Source organism: Chryseobacterium viscerum (assembly GCF_025949665.1).
Taxonomy (GTDB): Bacteria; Bacteroidota; Bacteroidia; order Flavobacteriales; family Weeksellaceae; genus Chryseobacterium; species Chryseobacterium viscerum_A.
Genome location: NZ_JAPDFT010000001.1, coordinates 1,799,840 through 1,815,258 on the forward strand (window position 1 = coordinate 1,799,840; position 15,419 = coordinate 1,815,258).

Genomic DNA, 15,419 nt, shown 5'->3' on the forward strand with positions numbered 1-15,419 from the left:
CTCATTTGGTTTTCTATAATTCCGGTGATTTCTACTTTCATTCCGGACTTTTTTAATCAGAAATAAAAATATCTTTTGTCAGGTAAATTTGGATAAATTATGAAGATTTTAGGGAAAGATATATATCAACAACACGATAAAATCTACTAAAATTATAAACAGCAAAACAGAAACTATACAATTTCCATTTTCCTGAATTTTAATTTGAACGGCTGAAAATTGCCCTCTCTCGGAGGGGTGGCAAAAATTTAAAATTTTTGACGGGGTGGTTTAAACGCTTTTTAAATCTCCAACAACGGCTTGTACGTCCTCCCCACAGGAAGTTTTTTCCCATTAATCTGAATAATATTGGCTGACTTGACTTCTATTTTGCCTTTTGAAATGATGTAAGACTTGTGAATACGGGTAAACATTTTTGGATTTAAAATTGTTTCTATTTTGCTAATGGGCATTTTAAAAGTGAAAGTCTCTGTTTTTGTATGAATATGAATGTACTCTCTTAAGCTTTCAATGTAGAAAATGTCCTGCAGAATGATTTTAACCTGCTTTTTTCCACTGTTGATAAAGATATAATCACGTTCAGACATTTCCAGTAAAGCATCCTCTGCTTCCATTAAATGTTTGAACTTCCCAATAGCAGTCAGAAAACGATCATAAGGAATAGGTTTCATCAGATAATCTACAATATCAAGTTCGTAGCCTTCCACCGCATACTGATGATAGGCCGTGGTAACAATAACTAATGGAGGATTTTTTATTTTTCTCAGAAAGTCAAAGCCTTTTACAACAGGTAGATGGAGGTCCAAAAACATAAGATCAACCTCATGAATGCTTAAAAGATTACTGGCATGTACAGCATCTGCACATTTTCCTATAAGATTCAGTTCCGGATCTCTGGAAATAAAACTTTCCAGAATTTCTGCGGCAATAGGCTCGTCTTCTACAATAATGCAGTTGTATTTTTTAGAGGCTGGGTGTGTCATGGAAATCTATGATTAATGTTACACTATAGCGGTCACTTTGATCTTCCACAGAAAGTATGTGTTGGGGATAAAGCAGTTCAAGTTGTCTCCGGATATTTTTCTGCCCTATTTTTGTGGAATGTGCATGAAGTTTTTCTTCTTTGGAATTTTCTATGAAATAAGTAAGAATTCCATTTTTCAACCGGATATCGATAGTTATAAATGTTTCGCCTAAACTTTCAGAAACGCCATGTTTGAAGGCATTTTCTACAAATTGTATCAAAATCAGCGGAGAGATTTCCTGGGAAGGATTGTCAATATCTTCAGTAAAGTTGATGGTAAGATGGCGGTGGCGGATTTTCTGGATCTGTATGAAATCTTTGATGTTTTCAATATCCTTGCCGAGAGAAATGCTTTTTTCAGCTGCTTCATAGATATTATACCGCATTATTTTGGAAAGCTGAAGGATAACATCTGGAGTTTCATCAGCTTTTTTCAGAGCCAGTCCATATATATTATTGAGGGTATTAAACAGAAAATGCGGATTGATTTGTGCCTTCAGCATCGTGAGTTCCTGATCCAGCTTTTCAGACTTTAATTGGGAGATTTGTTCTTTCAGAAGATTTTTCTGTCGGGTAATTTCAACCCCGAAAATCAGACCTACCATAAAAATCAGATCCATAAAAGAATTGAATGCCACATAGCCATTGATGAACCCTGACGGATATTTTCCATCCAAAGTTTCTGTAATTCCATAAATATAGGGATAAATGATAAAATGCGTTAAAAAGCGATGCCCCAAAACAGCAGTGATCACAATAAAAATATAGAGAATGTATTTGAAAACAACATTAGTATGAACTTTTTCAAATACATACAGCAAAGCATAGGCAAGCGGTATTTTAATTAAAAGATATCCTAGCTCCAGGATCAGAGTATTCACAAGTCTTATTGACCATTTGAAATCCGGAAACTGATACCTGGACCAATAAAAGTCAAGGTAAACTTCAAGGATATAATACAATATCCAAAACAGCAAATGAATCTGCCATTTAGATATTTTGTATGATTTCAGGTGGGTCATGATTTTAAGAATACTAAGTACTATTAGTTCAATCAAATATAGAAATATATGTCGACCAAATTAAGGTAATGATCTACAAACTACACTATTTGAGTTGTATTCAAGGGAAGTTTAAATAAAAACTATTGATTTTAAGAAAGCTTAAATATCCTTTTCACGTGGCCCTTTTTAAATAAATTTCAGGGTACACAAGGTTCAGAAAGCTGAAGATCAGCAAGATATTGAACTCTATTCCATTGGTTCCTCCTCCCACTACAAACCAGCCATTTTGCCAGTGAACGAAATAAATTCCAAAAATAAAAATGAGAATATTAGCTATAGCCACCGGCTTTATATATTGGTCAAACCAAAGTAATACCACAGAGAAAAGATGAGTAAGTTTTACAATCCATGCTATGTAAATTCCAATAGGACTGAATCCTATACTGTCCAGGTAATCATGTCCGAAATGATTAACATCTCCACTAAAAATAGAAATCACGCTATGCATCAGTAATATTGCTGACAGCCCCATACGAAGGAAGAAACTCTTTTTCATACCTCAAAGCTATGAAGCAAAAGACAAGATTGTTTGTACTGTATATCAATTGCTTTGAAGTGTATATGAAAAAATAAAGAGCGGTAATTGATGTACCGCTCTTTCATATCTGTAATGTTTTACATTCTTAATTCTGACTTAAAGTTTTCTTTAAAAACTCCTCCAGATCTTTGCCATGAAGATTTTTGGCTAGAATTGTTCCCTGTCCGTCGATAATGATATTAAAAGGAAGCTCATCAATTTCGTAAAGTTTTGCGACAGGACTTTTCCAGAATTTTAAATCACTGATCTGTATCCATTGGATATTAAATCTGTCAATTGCTTTCTGCCAGCTTTCCTTATTTTTGTCTAAAGAAACCCCCAGAATTTCAAACTTATTATTTTTTACCTGTTCAGAATAGGTATCATAAAATGTTTTCAGCTCAGGCTGTTCTTCTACACAGGGAGCACACCAGGTAGCCCAGAAATCGATCAGAACTACTTTGCCTTTTAATGTTGAAAGAGCAAATGAGGTTCCGTCTGCCCTGTTCATAGTAATTTCAGGAGCCTTCTTCCCTATTTCTATTGTACTTTGGGCCATAACAGTCCCTGAGAAAATCATTAAAAATAATAGCGTAAAACCAATCTTCATATTAATCATTTGTGGGATAGTTTTTATCTAGCCAGTCTGTTTTAATGTTTTTCGGAAGGTTTAAAAGCTTGGCATTTTTAAAGCCCATTTCCATCAGTAATGTAAAAGCAGGACGTATATTAGGACATTTTACAAAAGGACAGCATCCGCAGTAGATTATAATTTCTCTGTTCTTAGGAATATCTTTAAGATAATTTCTAAGTTTTTCCAGATTTTCAGGTTCATGTGTTGGGCCAATGTCTACAGAACCTTTGATGATGGCTTCCGGACCTACTGAAATAATCACCAGATCTTTTGTTTTATGCTTTTCGATTCGGGAAGCCAGTAATGCCGGATCCATCAGCTGGCTGTCTTTCCATGGATCCTGTTTTTGCTGTGCCTGGCTGAAAATGGAGCAGACAAAGCAGGCAATGATAAACAAATACTTCATACTTCTATTTTTCACAAAGATAAAAATGTTTTATTGAGGGATCTGTTTTAAATACAGGAAAATTAGCATTCATGGGACATTTTGAAGATATCAGATTTTTTTTGGAGTTATATGAATCACATTAGAAGCTCCCGGCTCTATAATAAACCGGGTTTCCCTTTCTCTGTCATGTTCTCTGCCCTGAATAGCTGATCCGGTAGCGAGGGTTAATTTCCCCTGAAAAACAGGATGTAATGATGTCAGCGGAATTTCAATTTCCTCCTCCTCTAGCTGGATGATAATTGATTCTGCTTCAATGGGCTGGCGTGTTCCGTCATTTAACACTGCAAATACCTGGTATTTATGGTTTTCTTTCATTTTTCTATTCTATGCAAACAATAAAAGTATTAAGATTTTTTTAATTGTTCTATTTAAATATTTAATACTTTTATTGTTTGTATCATTCAATAAAAAGCACATAGAAAATGGAAGAAACATTTAAGCCTGATGCCATCATTATAGGAAGCGGACTGGCAGGGCTTACTGCCGCGATGGAGATTACCAATGCCGGAAAAAAAGTACTCCTTTTGGATCAGGAAACTGAGCAGAACATAGGTGGGCAGGCATTCTGGTCATTCGGTGGTTTGTTTCTCATCAATTCACCCCAGCAAAGAAGAGTGGGAATCAAAGATTCTTATGAACTGGCACTTCAGGACTGGAAAGGGACTGCAGGTTTTGATCGTCCGGAGGATTACTGGCCTCGTCAATGGGCAGAAGCTTACCTGAAATTTGCTTCCGGTGAAAAATATGAATACATTTCCAAATTAGGGATCAAGCTGATGTTTATGGTTGGCTGGGCAGAACGTGGTGACGGTTCAGCAACAGGACACGGAAATTCGGTACCTCGTTTTCATGTAAGTTGGGGAACTGGTACAGGCGTAGTAAAACCTTTCGTAGAAAAAGCGTACAAAGCTAAGGAAAAAGGATTGCTGGAGATGAAGTTCAGGCACAGAGTGACAGAATTACTGGTGGAAAATGGAAAAATAAAAGGCCTCAAAGGTGATATTCTGGAAAATGATACTAAAGAAAGAGGAGCTGAGACTAATAGAAATGTTATCTCAACATTTGAATATACAGCTACAAACATCATCATCGCTTCCGGTGGAATTGGTGCCAATCATGAGCTGGTAAGGAAAAACTGGCCCGAAAGACTTGGAAAAGCACCGGAAAATATGGTCTGCGGTGTTCCTGCCTATGTAGATGGCAAAATGATTGGTATTGCAGAAAATGCAGGAGCTCATATTATCAACCGTGATAGAATGTGGCATTACACAGAAGGTTTACAAAACTGGAATCCCATATGGCCCAACCACGGAATCCGGATATTACCAGGACCTTCTTCTTTATGGTTTGATGCTGAAGGAAAACGGCTCCCTGCTCCTTTTCTTCCCGGATTTGATACATTGGGAACTTTACAATATATACAGGAAACCGGGTTTTCTTACTCGTGGTTTATCCTCACTCAGAAAATTATCAAAAAGGAATTTGCTCTTTCAGGTTCAGAACAGAATCCGGATATTACCAATAAGGACTACTCTCTTTTTCTGAAAAGAATTTTCGGTAAAAAAGCCCCCGGTCCTGTAGAAGCTTTTAAGGAACATGGAAAAGACTTTATTGTATCGGATAATCTGGAAGATCTGGTTAAAAGAATGAATGAACTGGCCGGAAATAACCTGTTGAAATATGAAAAAATAAAATCTCAGATTGAAGCCAGGGACAGAGAATTAGACAATAAATTTTCAAAAGATACCCAGGTTAATTATATCCGGAATACCCGGAATTATTTAGGAGATAAACTTGGACGTGTAGCGGCTCCTCATAAGATTTTAGCCCCGGAAAACGGACCTTTAATTGCTGTAAGGCTCAATATTCTGACCCGTAAAACTTTGGGTGGTATTAAAACCAATCTGGATGGTCAGGTATTAAATGATAACGACAGTATTATTGAAGGACTGTATGCTGCAGGAGAAGCGGCTGGTTTTGGCGGTGGCGGAATGCATGGTTACAGAGCATTGGAAGGAACATTTTTAGGAGGCTGTATTTTTTCAGGAATGAAAGCCGGAAAATATATTGCGGGCTTAAAAATTAAATAATAGTACAAATATGAGCAGTTATTTCGATCATAAAGTGATTTGGGTTACCGGAGCATCATCAGGTATCGGAGAAGCCCTGGTAAAAAGTCTGGCAAAGAACAGCAACGCCAAAATAATCCTTTCGTCAAGAAAAGAAGAACAGTTACATTTGGTGGCTGAAAGAGCAGGATTGAATACAGACCGGTATGCGGTGATTCCTTTAGACCTGAAAAATTATAAAGATATGCCTGCCATTGCAGCGAAAGCATCAGAACAGTTTGGAAAGATTGATATTCTGATTAACAATGCCGGACTATCTCAACGTTCTTTAGCGATGGAAACAGATATTGAAGTAGATAAACAGCTGATAGATGTTGATTATATCGGAACGGTGGCCCTTACTAAAGCAACTGTACCTTATATGATTAATAATAAGGGAGGGCAGATTGCCGTTGTATCCAGTCTTATGGGAATATTCGGCGCTCCTATGCGAAGTGGGTATGCCGGAGCAAAGCATGCTTTACATGGTTTTTTCGATGCTTTACGGGCAGAATTATTCAGTCAGAATATAATGATAACAATTATTTGTCCGGGGTTTATACAAACAGATATTTCTGTTAATGCTGTTACCGGGGACGGTTCATCACAAGGTACAATGGATGATGCCACGGAAAATGGAATGCCTGTAGATATTTTTGCAAAAAAAATGCTCTATGCCATTGAAAAACAGAAAAAACAAAAAGCCATAGGGGGTAAAGAAGTAATGGCGGTTTATCTGAAGAGATTCTTTCCAAATTTATTGGCAAAAATAGTTCGTAAGGCGAAAGTCGTATAATGAAAAGAGGCTGTCTCAAAAGTCAAACAATTGGCTTTTGAGACAGCCTCTTTTATATCAGAAGGTTTTTACCAGCCCTATTCCTACAATTTTATTCTGATAAAATGGCATTACCATCGTAGACGATAAGGTATTTTTACTCTTATTTTTCCCCCGTAATAAATTGTCAATTCTTGGGAACAGCCAATAGGCGAGTTCAGTAGAAAGAATTCCAAATCCGGCTCCTGCCACAACGTCCCCCAGCCAGTGCTTATCATTAAGCATTCTGTATACCCCTGTGAAAATAGCAAACGGATATCCTGAAATGCTCAGCCAGAAATTACTGTCTTTATATTCCCTGAACATAAACTGTGCTGAAGAAAATGCTGTAGCGGAATGTCCTGACGGAAAAGATAAAGTATTCGATCTGTCCGGTCTTTCCTCTTTTACAAGGTACTTTAAAGGCATTGTAAAGGCTGCCGCAATCAGTTGTGAAGAAGCATAAATGATAGTACGGTCTCTCAGGTTATGCTTCCCTTTTATTCCCGCTGCATTCAGGCCATATACTATGACTGCAGGGGCATATTGGGTATAATTATCCAGTTTTATTTGTGTAGGCTGGTGTTCATTGATCTCAACTTTTGTAGAGATATTAAGCTGCTTCAGATTATTCATCGTCAAACCTGCTACTCCATAGGCAATGAATGCTGTAGGAATGATCAGACTTTTATAATTCAGTTTGCTTTTTTGAATTTCTGTAGAGATCATACTGTCCTGTACAGGTTTCTGAACTTCAATCGTGTCATTTGTATTCTGAGCATGGATTGTGCTTAAAGCTGAACTCAAAACCAAGATATACATCATCATTTTTTGAAAGTGCTTTTTCATCCTAAATCACATTTATAATTATTCAATTCTGTATTAAAATTTATAGCTGTACCCCAGCCGGATCACCTGGGTTTCATAATAATCATTGCTGGTATAAGCAAACCCGCTGCCCTGAACAGACTTTCTGATGACCATTGTGTTGAGTAAATCTGTGGCATTTAAGAATAATTCGCCTTTCCCCTTCTGAATGGCTTTTTTCACACCTGCATCCATAGAAAACCTGGATTTTATTTTTCCCTGTGGAATAATATCCGGTGCCAGATACACCAGCGTAAATTGCATATCCAACCCTTTTGAAAAATGAAAAACGTTGTTCATCTTGATATTTCCTGAGATGGCAGTCTGCCGGTCTGCGGAAAAAGTATTAGGCTTTGGATACAGGTTTTCTACAGTAAATGCATTGATCTGATTACGATATAGATTTCCATTGACATTAAAGGAGTATACATCAGATATCTTTTGATTCCATATCGTTTCCAACCCTGTATTATAGCTTTTTCCGGCATTCTGGAATATGGCATAAATAAGAGTGCTGTTCGGAACAATGCTTGAAATTCTTGTTATGGTTCCATTGGCAAAGCGGTGGTATAATGCAGAATACAGGTATCCGTTATCCCAATTGTGTTTATATCCAAGTTCAATAGAGTTTGTAAACTGAGGGCGCAGTGCCGGATTTCCTACCTTAATGATTTCTGCATCATCATACTTTGGAAAAATACGGATGTCGACTTCATTAGGACGGTCTACTCTTCTATTGTAAAATACAGAGAACTTATTGCGGTCATCAAGTTTATAAGCAAGTCTGAAATTAGGAAATGGCTGCGTATAGTTGTATCCGTCACTTTTATATGTTGGATGGTTAGGATTTACGTCATATTGAATTTTCACATATTCCAGCCTCAATCCCAGTTCAGCTTCCCATTTTTCATTTTCAAAAACATAATTTCCGTACACTGCAGGAATAAATTCTTTATAATCGGCTTTTCCTCCTGCAGAAGCATCCAGCACAGAGTTGGCACCGGGCATAAAATTCATATTGGTAGGAATGCTTCTGTTTCTTAGTTTAATTCCGGTTTCTATTCGGCCGTATTTTAAAGGTTTTACATAATCTACGTTGAAATCGTAAACCTGTTCATCAGATAATAATTTGAAGGCATCAGTTCCTGTGGAAGAAGGAAGATAATTATCATAGAAATACTTTTCATCCTCTCTGTGGAAAGTATAATTAAATCCTACATTCAAAACATGTCCGGCATCTTTGAATTTATGCTGATAAGAAGCGGTTCCCATTACGGTTGTTTTCAGTTCGTCTTCCAGAAACTGCCACAGGCGGAGACGCTGGGACATATCTCCATTGAAAAACGGCTGGTCTCCCCTGTCGATGATCTTTTCGCTTCCATACATTCCTGAAATGGTTAATGTATTTTGCGGATCAATAGTCCAGTCTATACCTGCTTTAGTGGTGAAGAAATTTGTGTTTCTGTTTCTTTTCAGCTGAGAATTGATAACAGTTCCATTATCATAAGTACGGGTTACAAACTCATTTTTATTAAGGGTTTCGGTATATAGATTATCAGCCTGTAAAAATATATTCACTTTATTTTTTCTGTAATTAACAGACAGTGATGGATTTATTTTAGGTGTTAGTGTGTATTGAGGTCTTATTGTGGGAAGGTTTTCTTTTCTTACCCAAAGTGAACCTAAACCTGTTGTGAATCCTGCTTTTCCGTTCCATCCGTTCTGTTTATTCTTTTTCATGATAATATTGATGATTCCCGCATTTCCATTCGCATCATATTTTGAGGAAGGATTGTTGATGATTTCAATTTTATCAATGGCAGAAGCCGGAATATTGTCCAGTCCTGTCTGGCTTCCAAACCCGGTGAGAGCAGTCTGTTTACCGTCAATAAGTACCGTTACTTTATCATTTCCTCTCAACTGTACTTTACCGTCCTGTACGGTAATTCCGGGAAGGTTCTGCATGCTTTGTAATACTGATCCGCCACTTTGGCTGATATTGTCTGCTACAGAATAGGTTTTTTTATCAAGGCGGCTGTCTATTTCATTCTTTTTAGAAGCGGTAATAGTGATGGCTTCTATTTTGGTTTCATTTTCCTGTTTTTGAGCCAGTTCAATAGTGGGGATTTCAAGAAACTCTGAAAGACTTCCTATAAAAATAGGCTGTGTGTATGTATTATATCCTGTGATGGAAGCTTCCAGAAGATAGTGGTCCGGCTTTATACCTGTAATGGAAAATCGTCCTTCTTCATTGGTAATGGTTCCGGCTGTAAAAGTGCTGTCTTTTTCTTTTCTTAAAATAATATGGGCGTAAGGTATTGCTGCTTTATCTTTATTGGTGATTCTTCCAGATGCCGTTACAGAAGCTGTCTGCGCTGAAACAAGGGAAGAAATTGCCATACAGGTTGGAAAAAATAACAAGGCTGTTTTATTCATTCTGTTAGTCTTTATTTTCTTTAAAAAGTTCGTTATAAGGGAAATATTAATTATTCGTTTTGCAAGGGTAATTCCCGGCTGTGCTGTCTTTGTGAAATGATAATCATCAAAACCATGAGGGTAAGAGATATCAGGGAAGCATTGAGTGTTCCAAGATCCAAACCTCCTTTAGCTAAAGGTTTTGTCAAAAGATCTCCAAATGTGGCACCAAATGGTCTGGTAAAAACAAAAGCAATCCAAAACAGGACAACATGATTGATTTTCGTAAAATAATGAAGCGCCACAACCACTAATATGATCAGTCCTGTAATTAAAGCTCCTGCCATATAGCCGAGTCCTAAATTATCACTCAGAAAATCCCCAAAAGCTGTTCCCAGACTATTGGAAAATAAAATAGCCGTCCAATAATAGAATTCTTTGTTTCTTTCAAAAATCGGATAGACCTCGAGGTTTTCATATTTTTTGTACCATAGAAATAAGGAAGTTAAAAGGCCGAAAAGCAAAATCAGACTCCCAGCCAGATATCCTGTTTTTAAAGTACGGTCGATAAAATCGGAGATTTCTGTTCCTAAAGTTGTTGTTCCTATAATCACCATCCAATAGATTGCGGGAATATATTTTTTTACACGAAGCTGTACAGATAGGATGAGAATAAAAAATGCGAGTGTAACCAAAATTCCTACAACATATCCTAAATTAAGGGTCATAGAAATAAAATCTCCCAAGGTTTCTCCCAATGTAGTTGCTACCACTTTCATAAGCCAGAAAAGGAGTGTAACGGTTGCGACTTTGTTTGCTGTTCTCATTTTGCTTTGTTTTTAGATGCCGAAAATGATATTGATTCAGAAAGTCAAATCGTTCCTGCGGATAAGGGACAATTTTTCCAATCATTTCTAAATAAAATATCACCTCAGTATTTTCTATACAAAGGTGCAATGTGATTTAGAAGAAATTTTGAATTGCCGGAGCTGTAAAATTTATTAACTATAATTTAACAGTGAAGATATGATGATTGTGTTCAAAGCTATAGCTGATAGTCCAGTGATGAAACCTGCAGATTTCCTGAATAATAGAAAGGCCTAAGCCGCTTCCGCTGTTATCTGTTGACAGTTTTGAAAATCTTTTGAAAAGCAAATCCTCATTCAGCTTTTCAGTACCCGAATTGGAAACCTCAAAAGAAGAATTTGTCAGTTGTATAGAGATAGAACCTCCTGGAGAAGTATGACGGATGGCATTGATAATGAGATTGTTGATCAGTATTTCTGTCAGAATACTGTTTCCCCTCACCTGTACACTGTTTGAGAGATCTTCATGAATAGAAATATTTTTTTGTTCAACATGTTCCCCGAGAATATCAATACTTTGTTGAAGCAAATGGTCAAACGAAATAATTTCTGAACTGTCAAACTGGTTATTTTCAATTTTAGCAAGCAGCAAAAGGTTTTTATTGATGCGCGAGCTTCTTGTAAGGGCCCTGTTCATATCTTCAGCGATTCTGTATTGCTGTTCAGTAAGATTCTGATCCTGCAGCAAAAGATCCAGCTTATTTTTAATAATAGCGAGCGGAGTCTGTAATTCGTGAGAAGCATTTTCAGTAAACTCTTTCTGAGTTTTATAGGTAGAAATATTACGTTCCATCAATCTATAAAGAGACTGATTAAGTTCTTCAAATTCAGCAGTATCAGAAACCGGGAATTTTATTGTATTCTGACTGTTAAGATTGAAGGTTTTCAGTTGATCCAATGTACTCCTGAACGGTTTCCAGATAGATGAAGAAAGTTTTCTGTTAAGATATAAAAGCCCGAGAACAATCACCACAAAGAAGAATATGGTGATCATCGCAATTACGGCTATCGTTTCATGAGATTCCTCAATATTCGTCTGTATGGTAAACAGATAAGGTTTGCCGTGAATATAAATTACTTTTTCAAGACATCTGTAGCGTTCCTTTTTTTGTTCTGAAATAAAAGGAAGGTGTTTTTCATAAGTATAAACGCTATCCCGTTTTATTTGTTGAGTTGAAATCTTTTCAATATTCGTTTCAGGCTGAATATGATTCCATAATTCAAGGCTTTTGTTCAGCTCTTCTTCTGAAAGTTGTAATTGGTTAAATTCATAAGCCGTTTTCTCTACAATAATCTGATTGTGCTCATCCAGTTCGCTTTTCCAGATCGTATCTACCACAAAATAATACACGGGAATACTTATCATAAGTACAATAAGTACATAGATAAGAAAGGGTTTTGTGGTTTTGGTAAGTAAAGGCTTCAACATAATTAAGAATTATAAATTATGAGTTATGAATTGTTATTTTCTATGAAAGACTATTTGTTTTTTGATGTAATGATGATACTTCGGATGATTTTTAATATTTCTGTGGCTTCTTTACTTATGCTTTCAAATTCAGTAGATGATAAATAATCTGTATGAAATAAAAGCTCAATCCAATAAATAGATTCATCACATTCTTTTTGAGCAATAGCGAGTTTATGAATAAAATCTGCTTTACTTTCTGCATTCTGTGACTCTCTTATTAAAGCTCCTACCGCTGTTCCGCTTCTTAATAGCTGTTTACTAAGAACATATTCATTCTTATGAGTTGAAAGGTATTTATAAAGATTAATAATCCTTATTGCAAAACTAAAACTCTTATCTTTCAGTACATTTTTCTTTTCACTCATAACTTATAATTCATCATTTATAATTCATAATTAATCTAGCTTTCCCATTTATACCCCGTTCCATACACTGTTTTAAGATAATGCCCGCATCCGGCGTCATACAGTTTTTTCTTAAGGTTTTTCACATGAGCATATACAAAATCATGATTATCAAGCATATCTGCGAAGTCTCCGGAAAGATGTTCCGCCAGGGTACTTTTGGAGATGACTTTATTTTTGTTGCCGATAAAATAAATTAAAAGATCAAATTCTTTCTTTGTCAGTGAAATTACTTCATCATTTACCGCTACTGTTTTGGCTAATAAATCAATCTGAAGTTCATTTTGCTTCACCACATTGGAACTGCTGAATTGCTTCCTCCGGATAATAGAATATACTCTTGCCATCAATTCAGAAAGATGAAAGGGTTTAGTGAGATAATCATCGGCACCCAGTTTCAGTCCTTCAATCTTATCATCAAGAGCATTTTTAGCGGAAATAATAATTACGCCGTCTTGTTTCTGTTGTTGTTTTAATTCTTCCAAAATTGTAAGGCCATTTCCATCCGGCAGCATAATGTCCAGTAAAATACAGTCATACTCAAATGCTTCTATTTTACTCATAGCTTCGCCGAATGTACTGGCAGCTTCACAGAGATAATTTTCTCCGGACAGATATTCGGAAATACTTTGAGCAAGAGCGGCTTCGTCTTCAATGATGAGAATTTTCATGTGATAAATCTATTACCAAATTTAGAAGAAATTTTGAATTTTAAATTAAAATATAAATTACAAAAATAGAAACGATAGAGCAAGTGTATAGCTCCAAAATGAGGTTTTTTGTGATATATTTCATAAATTTACGCTGCTTTATCAATCTGATGATAGTGTAAAATATTTCCAAGGTGAAAATTCACAACAAAAAAAAATACCTTAGCTTCCTTAAATTTAAAAGAGATTTCCAGAAATACGGATTGGAAAAAGCACGCAGTTATGAGCTTATTCTGCATTGGCTGAACAACAGGCTGAGCAGAAATCAGTTTCTTGTTCTTTCCGGAATTCTGGTAGGCTGTACAGCGGGTCTTGCAGGAGTTATTCTGAAAACTCTGGTACACAATATTCATTATTTCATTACCAATAAAGTTCATTTTGAATATCAGATATTATTTTATATCGTTTTTCCTTTTTTAGGAATTGTTCTCACTACGATGATCGTTCTGACAATATTTAAAGGTCAGGATCGTAAAGGTATCGGAGCTATTTTATACGAAATTGCACAGAATTCCAGTATTGTAGCCTCGGTTAAGATGTATTCCCAGGTGATACAAAGTGCTGTTACCGTTGGATTGGGAGGCTCAGCAGGATTGGAAAGTCCTATTGCCGTTACCGGAGCTGCCATTGGTTCCAACTATGCACAGACCTACAGATTAAGTTACAAAGAACGAACTTTATTGCTGGCTGCCGGTGCTACAGCGGGGATTGCATCTGCTTTCAATGCTCCAATTGCCGGGATTATGTTTGCATTTGAAATTCTGTTGACCGGGGTTGTTTTTACAGATTTTATTCCTTTGGTGGTGGCTGCTGTCTGTGGAAGTCTATTGTCTAGGATTTTACTTCAGGAAGATGTTCTTTTCAGGTTTTATACAAGAGATCCGTTCAATTATAAAAATGTTCCTTATTACCTTATTTTAGGGCTTGTAACCGGTTTGTATGCCCGTTATTTTGTAATTATTTCCCAAAAAGTAGAACATTTTATAAAAGGACTTCAGCTTTCCAGAATGCGTAAAGCAATGTTTGGAGGAGCTGTACTTTCTCTGCTATGTGTTCTTTTTCCTCCGCTGTTCGGGGAAGGTTATGAGACTGTAAAGGCCTTTACCAACGGGAACACTTATTCTATTATTGAAAACAGTTTTTTCAGATATTTTGAGATCGGAGACTGGACAATTATTATATTTTTAGTTCTTGTATTGCTTTTAAAGGCATTTGCAACTTCATTTACGATCTTTAGCGGCGGAAACGGAGGTAATTTTGCCCCTTCTCTTTTTGCCGGTGGAACTTTGGGATATTTATTTGCACTGGTTTGCCAGCATATTGGTTTTACAGATGTTCCTGTGACTAATCTTGTACTGGTTGGAATGGCCGGAGCAATGAGCGGTGTTTTGTATGCCCCGCTTACAGCTATATTTCTGATTGCAGAATCAAGTTTCGGATATGACCTGTTTATCCCTCTGATGATTGCTTCCATCATTTCTTATCTTATTGCCAAATGGTTCTCTCCGATTTCTCCGGAATTAAAATCACTAGCCGATGAAGGAAAAATATTCACAAATAAACATGATAAAAACCTTCTTTTCGCTTTAAGAACTGAAGATTTTATTGATAAATATTCACAGACGATTAATGAAAATGCTTCTGTTACAGAATTGTTTGAAATGGTGAAGAATGGAGACAAAAATATTTTTGCCGTTGTGGATGAAAGCAGAAAATTGAAAGGAGTTCTTACTCTGGATGATATAAGACCTTATCTTTTTAACAAAGAAATGGATGCTTCCCAGCTCGTTGTTCAGATTATGAAAACTCCACCGGCTATACTTCACCGTGAAAATAAACCTTTGGATATTCTTCAGACTTTTGATGATACAGGTGTATGGAACCTTCCGGTAGTGAGCGAAAATAATGATTTTGTAGGCTTTATTTCAAAATCCTCAATATTGATGAGCTACAGACAGCTGTTGAAAGAATATTCTGATTAATATAACAATGGAAAACCTGAATTCCCCTCCTTTGGTGGGGTGGCGAAAATTCAAAGAATTTTTGACGGGGTGGTTAGCATCGTCAAATAATAAAA

The 15,419-nt window shown here is 36.4% G+C and carries 15 protein-coding genes; 3 read left to right on the plus strand and 12 right to left on the minus strand.

Annotated features, from left to right (window positions below; all coding sequences use genetic code 11):
- Window positions 1-281 precede the first annotated feature (281 nt).
- The 6 genes from OL225_RS08185 to OL225_RS08210 form a co-directional block, all read right to left on the minus strand.
- Window positions 282-983 carry a LytR/AlgR family response regulator transcription factor gene (locus OL225_RS08185; RefSeq protein ID WP_264517910.1) on the minus strand — a complete coding sequence of 234 codons (702 nt, stop codon included), beginning with the start codon at window positions 981-983 and terminating at the stop codon, window positions 282-284.
- Window positions 964-2,046, minus strand: coding sequence for a sensor histidine kinase (locus OL225_RS08190; protein ID WP_156118353.1), 1,083 nt, complete (start codon window positions 2,044-2,046; stop codon window positions 964-966). Before OL225_RS08190 ends, OL225_RS08185 begins: the two co-directional genes overlap by 20 nt.
- Window positions 2,047-2,200: 154 nt before the next feature.
- Window positions 2,201-2,584, minus strand: coding sequence for a DoxX family protein (locus OL225_RS08195; RefSeq protein ID WP_264517911.1), 384 nt, complete (start codon window positions 2,582-2,584; stop codon window positions 2,201-2,203).
- Window positions 2,585-2,711: 127 nt separating this feature from the next.
- Window positions 2,712-3,215 (minus strand): TlpA family protein disulfide reductase, encoded by a 504-nt coding sequence (locus OL225_RS08200; protein ID WP_264517912.1) that lies wholly within the window; start codon window positions 3,213-3,215, stop codon window positions 2,712-2,714.
- 1 nt (window position 3,216) lies between these two features.
- On the minus strand, window positions 3,217-3,645 hold the full coding sequence (locus tag OL225_RS08205; protein WP_047374756.1) for a hypothetical protein: 429 nt from the start codon (window positions 3,643-3,645) through the stop codon (window positions 3,217-3,219).
- 90 nt (window positions 3,646-3,735) lie between these two features.
- Window positions 3,736-4,002: a hypothetical protein gene (locus tag OL225_RS08210; protein ID WP_264517913.1), complete on the minus strand. Its 267-nt coding sequence runs from the start codon at window positions 4,000-4,002 to the stop codon at window positions 3,736-3,738.
- 107 nt (window positions 4,003-4,109) lie between these two features.
- Here OL225_RS08210 and OL225_RS08215 point away from each other — a divergent pair, with 107 nt between their 5' ends.
- Both OL225_RS08215 and OL225_RS08220 read left to right on the plus strand, forming a co-directional pair.
- The gene (locus OL225_RS08215; protein WP_264517914.1) at window positions 4,110-5,777 is read left to right on the plus strand and encodes an FAD-binding dehydrogenase; all 1,668 of its coding nucleotides are present in this window, start codon (window positions 4,110-4,112) and stop codon (window positions 5,775-5,777) included.
- 10 nt (window positions 5,778-5,787) lie between these two features.
- Window positions 5,788-6,591, plus strand: coding sequence for an SDR family oxidoreductase (locus OL225_RS08220; RefSeq protein ID WP_264517915.1), 804 nt, complete (start codon window positions 5,788-5,790; stop codon window positions 6,589-6,591).
- 57 nt (window positions 6,592-6,648) lie between these two features.
- On the opposite strand, the gene OL225_RS08225 is transcribed toward OL225_RS08220, so the two are convergent.
- The 6 genes from OL225_RS08225 to OL225_RS08250 all read right to left on the minus strand — a co-directional run bounded on the left by OL225_RS08225 (window position 6,649) and on the right by OL225_RS08250 (window position 13,303).
- Complete coding sequence (locus OL225_RS08225) at window positions 6,649-7,437, minus strand: phosphatase PAP2 family protein (protein ID WP_264517916.1); 789 nt, start codon at window positions 7,435-7,437, stop codon at window positions 6,649-6,651.
- Window positions 7,438-7,491: 54 nt separating this feature from the next.
- Window positions 7,492-9,912 (minus strand): TonB-dependent receptor, encoded by a 2,421-nt coding sequence (locus tag OL225_RS08230; RefSeq protein ID WP_264517917.1) that lies wholly within the window; start codon window positions 9,910-9,912, stop codon window positions 7,492-7,494.
- 50 nt (window positions 9,913-9,962) lie between these two features.
- Complete coding sequence (locus OL225_RS08235) at window positions 9,963-10,718, minus strand: hypothetical protein (RefSeq protein ID WP_264517918.1); 756 nt, start codon at window positions 10,716-10,718, stop codon at window positions 9,963-9,965.
- Window positions 10,719-10,896: 178 nt separating this feature from the next.
- Window positions 10,897-12,186, minus strand: a complete 1,290-nt coding sequence (locus OL225_RS08240) for a sensor histidine kinase (RefSeq protein WP_264517919.1) — start codon at window positions 12,184-12,186, stop codon at window positions 10,897-10,899.
- 50 nt (window positions 12,187-12,236) lie between these two features.
- Window positions 12,237-12,593, minus strand: a complete 357-nt coding sequence (locus OL225_RS08245) for a four helix bundle protein (RefSeq protein ID WP_264517920.1) — start codon at window positions 12,591-12,593, stop codon at window positions 12,237-12,239.
- A 35-nt stretch (window positions 12,594-12,628) separates the two neighbouring features.
- The gene (locus OL225_RS08250; protein WP_264517921.1) at window positions 12,629-13,303 is read right to left on the minus strand and encodes a response regulator transcription factor; all 675 of its coding nucleotides are present in this window, start codon (window positions 13,301-13,303) and stop codon (window positions 12,629-12,631) included.
- Window positions 13,304-13,476: 173 nt separating this feature from the next.
- On the opposite strand from OL225_RS08250, the gene OL225_RS08255 reads away from it, so the two are divergent.
- Window positions 13,477-15,324: a chloride channel protein gene (locus OL225_RS08255; protein ID WP_047374772.1), complete on the plus strand. Its 1,848-nt coding sequence runs from the start codon at window positions 13,477-13,479 to the stop codon at window positions 15,322-15,324.
- Window positions 15,325-15,419 lie beyond the last annotated feature (95 nt).